The 9,683-nt window shown below is 45.5% G+C and carries 6 protein-coding genes; 4 read left to right on the top strand and 2 right to left on the bottom strand.

Features of this window, described 5'->3' with window-relative positions; genetic code table 11:
* Nucleotides 1-59: 59 nt before the first annotated feature.
* Nucleotides 60-2,651 carry a penicillin acylase family protein gene (locus tag MiSe_RS30300; RefSeq protein ID WP_226587322.1) on the top strand — a complete coding sequence of 864 codons (2,592 nt, stop codon included), beginning with the start codon at nucleotides 60-62 and terminating at the stop codon, nucleotides 2,649-2,651.
* A gap of 257 nt (nucleotides 2,652-2,908) precedes the next feature.
* On the opposite strand, the gene MiSe_RS30305 is transcribed toward MiSe_RS30300, so the two are convergent.
* The gene (locus MiSe_RS30305) at nucleotides 2,909-5,371 is read right to left on the bottom strand and encodes an ATP-dependent Clp protease ATP-binding subunit (RefSeq protein ID WP_226587323.1); all 2,463 of its coding nucleotides are present in this window, start codon (nucleotides 5,369-5,371) and stop codon (nucleotides 2,909-2,911) included.
* A 571-nt stretch (nucleotides 5,372-5,942) separates the two neighbouring features.
* On the opposite strand from MiSe_RS30305, the gene MiSe_RS30310 reads away from it, so the two are divergent.
* Nucleotides 5,943-6,152 (top strand): hypothetical protein, encoded by a 210-nt coding sequence (locus MiSe_RS30310; RefSeq protein WP_226587324.1) that lies wholly within the window; start codon nucleotides 5,943-5,945, stop codon nucleotides 6,150-6,152.
* Nucleotide 6,153: 1 nt separating this feature from the next.
* On the opposite strand, the gene MiSe_RS54075 is transcribed toward MiSe_RS30310, so the two are convergent.
* Complete coding sequence (locus tag MiSe_RS54075) at nucleotides 6,154-6,372, bottom strand: hypothetical protein (RefSeq protein ID WP_444980571.1); 219 nt, start codon at nucleotides 6,370-6,372, stop codon at nucleotides 6,154-6,156.
* Between the two features lie 378 nt (nucleotides 6,373-6,750).
* On the opposite strand from MiSe_RS54075, the gene MiSe_RS30315 reads away from it, so the two are divergent.
* Entirely contained in the window at nucleotides 6,751-7,530 is a 780-nt protein-coding gene (locus tag MiSe_RS30315) for a hypothetical protein (RefSeq protein ID WP_226587325.1), read from the top strand.
* A 440-nt stretch (nucleotides 7,531-7,970) separates the two neighbouring features.
* The gene (locus tag MiSe_RS30320) at nucleotides 7,971-9,245 is read left to right on the top strand and encodes a serpin family protein (RefSeq protein WP_226587326.1); all 1,275 of its coding nucleotides are present in this window, start codon (nucleotides 7,971-7,973) and stop codon (nucleotides 9,243-9,245) included.
* Nucleotides 9,246-9,683: the final 438 nt, after the last annotated feature.

Consider the following 9,683-nt stretch of genomic DNA (forward strand, 5'->3'; position numbering starts at 1 on the left):
TCTCCTCCTCTTCTCCTCTGTGTCCTCTGCGCCTGGAGCGGTTCGTTTCTTCGGCAAACATGAAACCCAAATTAATCAAAGCATTTAAAATTTTTGGTACAAGTATGCTAGCGCTAACCGCTATAACTGGCGGGTTTGCTATATATACCGTTCGTCGATCGTGGCCCCAAGAAACAGGCACTATAAAACTATCCGGTTTAAAAGATAAAGTAGAAGTTTTTCGAGATAAATGGGGCGTACCGCATATTTATGCCTCAAATCAACACGATCTATTCATGGCTCAAGGCTATATCCACGCACAAGATCGCTTCTGGCAAATGGATTTTTGGCGGCATATTGGTTCGGGTCGCCTAGCAGAAATGGCAGGCTATTCCCAGGTGGATACCGATAAATTCCTGCGGACATTGGGATGGGCGCGTGTGGCACAACAAGAGTTCGCAAAAAGCGATCCAAACACAAAAGCAATCTTGCAGGCTTACGCAGATGGAGTGAATGCTTATTTACGCGATCGCCAAGGTGATTCTATTAGCTTAGAATACACTGTCCTCAAACAACTCAACCCAAATTATCAGCCCAAACCCTGGCAACCTCTGCACACTCTAACCTGGGTAAAAGCGATGGCATGGGATCTCAGCACCAGTCTTGACAGTGAAATCGAAAATGCTATTTTGTCCAAAACTTTGACACCATCTCAGATTAATGAACTCTTTCCCCCTTATCCTAAAAACCATCCGATAATTGTTCCTAACCCAAATAATACTATTAACTCTAATTCAACTGCTTCAGGACTTACGCACGACGATCTTAGAAACCGGGTTTCTTTGCGTAAGTCCTGTGCTTTAGTTAATCGTGCTAATACCACACTCGTTCCTAATTTGCAACCGCTAGTCGGACAGATTGCCACTTTAAAAACTTTATTAGGAAAAACTGGAAATGGCATTGGTTCAAACAGTTGGGTTATCTCAGGTAAGCGCAGCGCTACAGGCAAGCCTATTTTAGCTAACGACCCTCACTTGGGCATTCAAATGCCTTCAATTTGGTATCAAGTTGCACTGCACTGCACTTCCAAAACATCTGATTGTCCCTACAACGTTGGTGGGTTTTCCTTTGCAGGTATGCCGGGAGTTATTATCGGTCATAACGATCGCATTGCTTGGGGTTATACCAATGTCGATCCAGATGTAGCAGATTTGTATATTGAGAAAATCAATCCGAATAATCCCAACCAGTACGAATTTAATGGGAAATGGGTTGATATGAAACTTGTCCAAGAGAATATCCAAGTTGCTGGCAGTAGATCGCTTTCTCTGACAGTTCGTTACACCCGTCATGGCCCAATTATTTCAGATACTTATAAAGGACTGGAAAATTTTAGTAATAAGACTAGGATAAATCTACCCCAACATTACGCTATTGCCCTACGTTGGACAGCCCTAGAAACTGCCAATACTTTTCGGGCAGTTTTGCAGATGAACCGCGCTCAAAATTGGAATGAATTCCGCGCTGCTGCTAAAGAATTTGATGCGCCGTCCCAGAATCTGATTTATGCGGACACCAATGGCAATATTGGTGATCAAATGCCCGGAAAAATCCCGATTCGCGCTAGTGGCGACGGGAGCTATCCTGTTCCCGGTTGGACTGAAAATTTTGAATGGAAAGGTTACATTCCGTTTCCGCAACTTCCCTTCGCTTTTAACCCGCCCCAAGGTTATATTGTCACCGCTAACAATGCTGTAGTCGGCTCAAATTACCCATATTTAATTACAAAAGATTGGGATTACGGTTTCCGCGCTCAGCGAATTATCGAGACGATCGAGGCGCAAAAAGCTCCCATTTCTCTAAGCTATGTTCAGCAAATGCAGGGGGATAATAAGAACTTAAATGCTGCAAATTTAGTACCGATTTTGCTGAAGATTCCCTTAAATGACGCTCGCTGGGAACGAGTAGCGCATCCGCGCCGCTATCGCTATCGCAATATCCTGGTTGGTTGGGATTTTCAGCAAAATATGGATAAAGCTGCCCCTGCTTTATTTGAGACTTTTTGGAAACACCTTTTAGCCGACACATTTCATGATGACCTACCTAAAGATTACTGGCCTGATGGAGAAAATCGTTGGGTTGAAGTAATAAGTCGTTTGGTGCAGCAACCAAATAGCCCTTGGTGGGACAACAAGAAAACGCCGGACATTGAAAATCGCGATCGCATTTTTCGGCAAGCCTTTGCTGAAGCTGTGGACGAATTGGAAGGCAGCTTTAGCAAAGACCCAGCTAAATGGCGCTGGGGCAATTTACATACCGCTACTTTCCGCAATGCGACCTTGGGGCGATCGGGAATTGCTTTAATTGCAGCACTCTTCAATCGCGGCCCTTTTTCCGTTTCAGGGGGCAGTTCAATTGTCAATGCTACTGGTTGGAATGCAACTGAATCCTTTGAAGTAGCATGGTTACCTTCGATGCGGATGATTGTGGATCTGGACAACCTGCAAAACTCTCTGAGCATCCACACTCCTGGACAGTCCGGTCATGCCTTCCATCCACACTACGACAATATGATTGAACCGTGGCGAAAGATTCAATATCAACCCTTCATTTGGGAGCCAAGTGCAGTGCAAGCTAGTACCGAAGCCCGCCTAACGCTGACACCTCCTTAGCGCGTCTGCTGTATCTTGGGTTTCTTTACTCTCAGGACTTAGGCAAAAAAACTTTGGTGATACGAAAAATCGTGGGTTTAGAGGCGCGAGATTAACGCATCACCTTTGTTTTTGGCCCCGCGTGCGTAAGTCCTGACTCTGTGAGGCGGAGCCTCTAGATCTGCGTTACCAGGCAAGAGCCTGGTAACCAGGGGTATAACCAGGGGTATATAAAAAAATCCCCTGGTAGGGATACCAGGGGAAGAATGCGTCACATTTTATCCAACCAATTGAGGCAGCAACTCTCGTTGTTTTGCCATAATTTTGACTGAGCCACTATCGTCAACATCTACAATGGCTGTGTCTCCGTTTTGGATGCGACCGGATAGCATGGCTTCGGCTAAGCTATCTTCTAAACGTCGCATAATTACTCGCCGCAGTTCTCTTGCACCGTAGCTGGGATTGTAGCCTTCTTTGACTACTAATTCTTTGAACGGTTGGGTGAATTCTAGGCTAATTTCTTGTTCGGTTAAGCGATTAGCAACTTCGCGCAACATCAGGTCGGCAATTTTCACGATCTCTTCTTTTGTCAACTGACGGAAGACGATAATTTCGTCAACTCGGTTGAGGAATTCGGGTCGGAAGTATTGCTTCAGGTCGTCGTTGACTCGGTCGCGAATGCGGTGATAAGTCGCTTCGTTTTTGTCGTCGGAGAAGTCAAAACCCAGACCGCCGCCGCCTTTTTCAATCGCTTTTGAACCGATGTTCGAGGTCATGATTAGTAAGGTATTCTTGAAGTCTACTACTCGACCTTTGGCGTCGGTTAAACGACCGTCGTCTAACAGTTGCAACAGGGTGTTGAAGACATCGGGGTGAGCTTTTTCGACTTCGTCGAACAGGATGACCGAGTATGGTTTGCGCCGCACGGCTTCTGTTAGTTGTCCGCCTTCGTCGTAACCGACGTATCCGGGAGGCGAACCGATTAATTTAGAAACCGTGTGAGATTCCATAAATTCGGACATATCTAACCGAATCATCGCTTCTTCCGAACCGAAGAAATGAGCCGCGAGTGCTTTGGCTAATTCGGTCTTGCCCACGCCGGTAGGGCCGGAGAAAATAAAGCTGGCTATCGGTCGGTTGGGATTCTTTAACCCAACTCTGGCGCGACGAATGGCGCGAGAAACTGCTTTGACTGCTTCATCTTGTCCGATGACGCGCTGGTGCAAGGTATCTTCTAAATGCAACAGCACTTCGGATTCGGATTCGGTGATTTTGTTGACGGGTACTCCTGTCCAAGATGCGACAATGTGGGCGATGTCTTCTTCGGTGACTTCAGGGGTAATAGATGAGCGTTGAGAATTGTTTTGGATCGCTTTAATTTCCCCTTCTAGTTCTAACTCGAGATCGCGCAATTTTCCAGCGCTATCAAAGTCCTGCTCTTTGACTGCTGCTTCTTTCTCTTTGGTAACTTTATGCAGTTGTTGCTTGAGTTCCTTGGTAGCAGAAGCTGGCGTATTTTTCAAGCGCACTCTCGAACCTGCTTCGTCAATCAGGTCAATCGCTTTATCGGGTAAGAATCGATCGCTAATATATCGATCTGACAGATTAGCAGCCGCATGTAAAGCAGCATCGGATATTTTAACTTTGTGGTGCTGCTCGTAGCGCTCTCGCAACCCAAACAAAATCTCGATCGTTTCTTCAACGCTGGGTTCGCCTACCATTATCGGTTGGAAGCGACGTTCTAATGCTGCATCTCGTTCGATGTGCTTGCGGTATTCATCGAGGGTGGTCATCCCCATACACTGCAATTCGCCCCGTGCTAATGCAGGTTTGAGCATGTTAGCAGCATCCATTCCGCCTTCTGCTGCACCCGTACCAATTAAGGTATGAAGTTCATCGATGACTAGGATGATATTTCCAGCTTTACGGATTTCATCCACAATCCCTTTGAGGCGTTCTTCAAATTCACCCCGGAAGCGCGTCCCTGCGATTAACAATCCCATATCCAGGCTATAAACCTGCTTGTCTTCTAACAGATCGGGGATGTTTTTATTAGCAATGCGCTGGGCTAAACCTTCGGCGATCGCAGTTTTACCCACACCGGGTTCGCCAATCAATACCGGGTTATTCTTCGTGCGGCGACCTAATATTTGGATGGCACGGGAGATTTCTTTTTCCCGCCCCACAACTGGATCGAGTTTACCTTCTAGTGCTTGTTGGGTGAGATTTGTCCCAAACTCGTCTAACTTTGCGGTTTTGTGTTTGCTTCCTTGCGACGCCCTCGCACCACCCGCAGGAACTGCGGCAACTTCTCCCAGCATCTGAATCACCTGCATCCGGAGGTTAGATAAATCAACGCCCAAGTTTTCTAACACTCTGATAGCGACACCTTCCCCTGTCCGGATTAATCCTAACAACAGGTGTTCTGGTCCGATGTAATTATGTCCTAATTGACGCGCTTCCTCAAAAGATAGCTCGAATACGCGCTTCACTTTGGGGGTAAACGGAATTTCCATCGGCACGTAGCCCGTCCCCCGACCTATAATCTTTTGTACCTCTTTGCGCGCGGCTTCCAGCGTCACGCCGGAGTTAGACAGCGCTTTAGCAGCAATACCCGTCCCTTCCGCAATCAACCCCAAGAGAATCTGCTCGGTTCCCACGAGATTGTGTCCCAGGCGGCGTGCTTCTTCCTGGGCCAGCATCACTGCTTTAACTGCTTTGTCTGTAAAGTATTCAAACATGGTGGGTTTACCTCGCCGAGCGGTTCTTTGAAACGGGTGAAGGTCTTTCAACCGCTCTATGAACTTTTGTTTACTTTCTGCTAATTTATCCTTTCCCTGCGGGTATTGCGGTGAGGAAACCCGTAAGCCTTAAGGCGTAGTTGCCGCACTTTTTCCTAAGTATTTATACGTTTATAGCCAGAGCAAGAGCGATGTCGCGGGCGGTTTTCACCGATTATCTATGGCGATACTAATCTACATCAACCCGCCCCCAACAAGGGAAATAAACGCGCAAAAGTAGGGTGTATTTTTGAGCTAAATTGTCAGGGAAACTCCGGTAATATCAAATCCGGTTGCATCGGAATGATTAGTTTTCTTGCTAATTGCTAATTGCTAATTGCTAATTGCTAGCTTGCCCCTACAGGTCGTAATTCCGATGCCTAAGGAAACGATATCATTTTTGTTTTTAAAATAGCTTAATTCCTTCTTAAACTATCCTTAAATAAAAGGCGGCAGTTCAAATATAAACTTGGGTTTTGGATTCAGGGAATGATACGAAGTTCCTACTTCTCCCTCCCTCGATAGAGAAGCCGTGACTAATTTTTCTGATGATAACTGGCAACAAATTAAAGTGCTTGCAGCCAGACTTCAAGCGATTAAAAGTATGCTTGAAGTCTTTAACGAGCAAATTGAAAATCGACCTTTCGCTCACGAATTTAATCCTATCAAAGAACAGTTAGAAGCTGATTTTGAACAAACTTTGTCTGCTTTATTAGAGCTAATTGAAGACGAAGATGGTTAAATTAGCTTACCGAAAGTGCAGCCACTTCTTTGTATAAATTACTGCCAAGTGAGGCCGAAATATTACCAAAGCGCGACTTGGGTAGCACGCCGCGATCGCTTTTGGCGATATGTTCCGAAACAACAGGCATTTCTTGCCAGCATCTTGGGCAAAACCAGTATACACCACTTCGTCGAGCGTGTCGGAGTAATTGATTAGAGCAACAAGGACAAGTATTCATGGCAACCTCTCGTGGAATCGTAGAGTCTAAAGCTTGATTGTGAGAATACGATAAAATTATGAAGAAGATGTGAGGTTAAAATTAACTTATTGTGAACAATCGTAGTAAAACTTAAAAATTGCTTGGGTAAATTTTGATACATGATTGTGAATTAGCTTCTTGGCTATAAATGCTCGCAACGACAGTAAAATGTGGGTGGTTGGCTGAAAAAATGTATGGGTGGAAGTGTCGTAAGTTACGGCAGTTTTCTTTGGGAGGGAGGGCAGATTGTAACAACAAAAACAATTATGATGTGGAACTAAGACGGGATTAACCAGGTGAAAATAGCAGAAAAGATAGGTAATAGGCGGGGTTAGACCGAATAGGAGCAGAGGGTCTATGTTGGAATTCAATAGTTTGATTTCAGAGGAATTGGCGTTGGCGCCGGAACATCCCTTAGAGCAAAACTTGGAGCGTTCCCTGCCAGATATCAGAGTAGCATCGCCGGAAGAAATGAGGGCGATACAGCGGTGCGATCGCATACCCGGTATCGTCAGGCGGTTGATTCCGTTCAATGCTACTACGGTTTGGGAGTACTGGTGGTGCGTACCGGGACGGATGCTGCTACCGGAAGATGTGGAAATTATCCGATGCGATCGCCAACGCATCGAAACCATCCTCGCCAAACTAATTTGGTTGTTGGGAGGAAACTGTTTTGGGGAAAATTCTTGTTTGTACGGGGATGCTGAGCCTGTTTATGATTGGCAGCAGGTACTGGAATTTGCCCGCTGTACGGGGATAAGTACTGATGCGATCGATATTGATTTTCTGCCGACAGCGATCGCCCAGGTAAACTTATCCCACCCCTACGACAAATTACCAGTACCAATAGCAGAAGGAAAAACCCCAAACTATGTAGTAGTTGAACCCGGACATTGGCACATCGAATTTTTCCCATTACAACCCATAGAGGGAGGATTTGAACTGGTGGAACAAAAACCGATGTGCAGTTGCCAAATTTGGACGGGAAAACCGTTTATCAAAAACCTGGAAACGGGAGAAACCACAACCCGCTACGACTTAGGACTTGCCACCCCGTTGGATATTACCAGTCATCCTTGGTTAAGTTTTGGGCAGGAAGAAGCTGAGAGTAGGCTACCACTTGGGGTAGGTGAATAAATCCCAAGAAACCCGGTTTGTTTGATCGTCCCTGGGGCAAAATCCGACACCCTGTAAGGGTGTGGCTACACAGACAAAGCCCGCCTTCGCGGGCTGTTTGATTTGAGTATCACCTTGCATCCGACACCCTGTAAGGGTGTGGCTACACAGACAAAGCCCGCCTTCGCGGGCTGTTTGATTTGAGTATCACCTTGCATCCGACACCCTGTAAGGGTGTGGCTACACAGACAAAGCCCGCGAAGGCGGGCTGGATTTAATTTGAGCCTGCTTTGGCAGGCTTTGTTTGTGTAGCCCCATGCTTTAGCATGGGGGCGTTTTAGACAATGGGCATAGGTATTGTTTGAGAAAGCGGGTTTCTGAGGCAGATGGGGAACTTTTATAATTCAATATTCGCCTGATTATTTATCCAACTTTGACAGAAAAAGTTTTATATTTGAGCAATGAAAAAGCAATTATTCAATCCCAGGGGCATCGTGCTTGCGGCTATTATCAGTTTAGCGGCGCTGGGCGAGATTGCAGGGTTATCCATGACAAAACCAATGCCAGCATCTGCTGATGTTACCAATACCAGTTCGGTTAAGCAGGCAAGTACTATGAATGAAAAGCTAGTTGCAGCGAATACTAAGTTTGGCTTTAAACTGTTTTCGGAAATTTTCCAGCAAAACAGCAGCCAGAACATTTTTGTTTCGCCTACCAGCGTTGCGATCGCTCTCGCCATGACCTACAACGGCGCCAACGGTTCTACCCAGCAAGCAATGGCTCAAACTTTAGAATTCCCAGGCATGAGTTTGGATGAAATTAACCAAGCTCAGCTTGCTTTAAGCCAAATTTTAACCAATCCAGACCCCAAAGTTCAGCTAACTATTGCCAATTCCCTCTGGGCGCGAGAAGGAATCAACTTTAAGCCAGATTTCCTCCAAAGAAACAAAGATTTCTACAAAGCACAAATTACCAATCTGAATTTCAACAAGCCCAATGCGGTATCGACAATCAACAATTGGGTAAACCAGAATACCAAGGGCAAAATTCCTACCATTATCGACCGAATTAGTCCCGATGCATTGCTTTATCTGATCAATGCGATTTACTTTAAAGGCAGTTGGACTGATGAATTCCCCAAAAATGCCACTCAAGATCGTCCTTTTACCTTGCTAAACGGAACGCGCAAACAGCACCCATTAATGTCCCGGTTTGGCAGATTCCGCTATTACGAAAATGAATCGTTTCAGGCAATTAGTCTGCCCTACGGATCGCGGCGGATGAGCATGTATGTTTTTCTACCCAAACCTAACGCGACGCTGCAATCTTTTTATAACAACCTGACCCCAGAAAACTGGGAACAATGGATTAAACAGTTTAGGAATAGAGAAGGTTCGATTTCTTTACCCCGCTTCAAATTAGAGTATGACATTAGTCTGAAACAAACTTTGGAAGCATTGGGGATGGGGATTGCATTTCAAGACAGAGCTAATTTTACCGGGATGACCTCTACCCCTGTCAATATTAATGAGGTCAAGCACAAAACATTTGTAGAGGTAAATGAAGAAGGAACCGAAGCCGCAGCCGTAACTTCTGTAGGAATTCGGGCAACGTCTGCCATGCCAGTAAACGAGCCATTTAACATGGTTGTAGATCGTCCATTTTTTGTGGCAATTCGAGATAATCAAACGGAAACTTTGTTATTTATGGGTTCGATTGTAGAACCGCAGCAATAACTGAATCAGAAACCCGGTTTTTTAGAAAAACCGGGTTTCTTAAATCCGCTACTTTTTCCAAGGTAATTTTGTCCCCATTTCGGTCATTGCAGAGAAGATTAAATACAGAATCAGTAAACCTACACCCGCGATAAATGCTAGTAAATCCTTGTCCATTTTGATAAATTATATCATGTCCGGTTAATTAACCTGAATTAGAAGTAGGGGCACGGCGGGCGAGATATCTCCCAAAAACAGATAACGTTAATCATGCCGTGCTGAATTAGAAGTAGGGGCACGGCGGGCGAGATATCTCCCAAAAACAGATAACGTTAATCATGCCGTGCTGAATTAGAAGTAGGGGCACGGCGGGCGAGATATCTCCCAAAAACAGATAACCTTAATCATGCCGTGCTGAATTAGAAGTAGGGGCACGGCGGGCGAGATATCTCCCAAAAA

This window comes from Microseira wollei NIES-4236 (assembly GCF_020521235.1).
Lineage (GTDB): Bacteria > Cyanobacteriota > Cyanobacteriia > Cyanobacteriales > Aerosakkonemataceae > Microseira > Microseira wollei.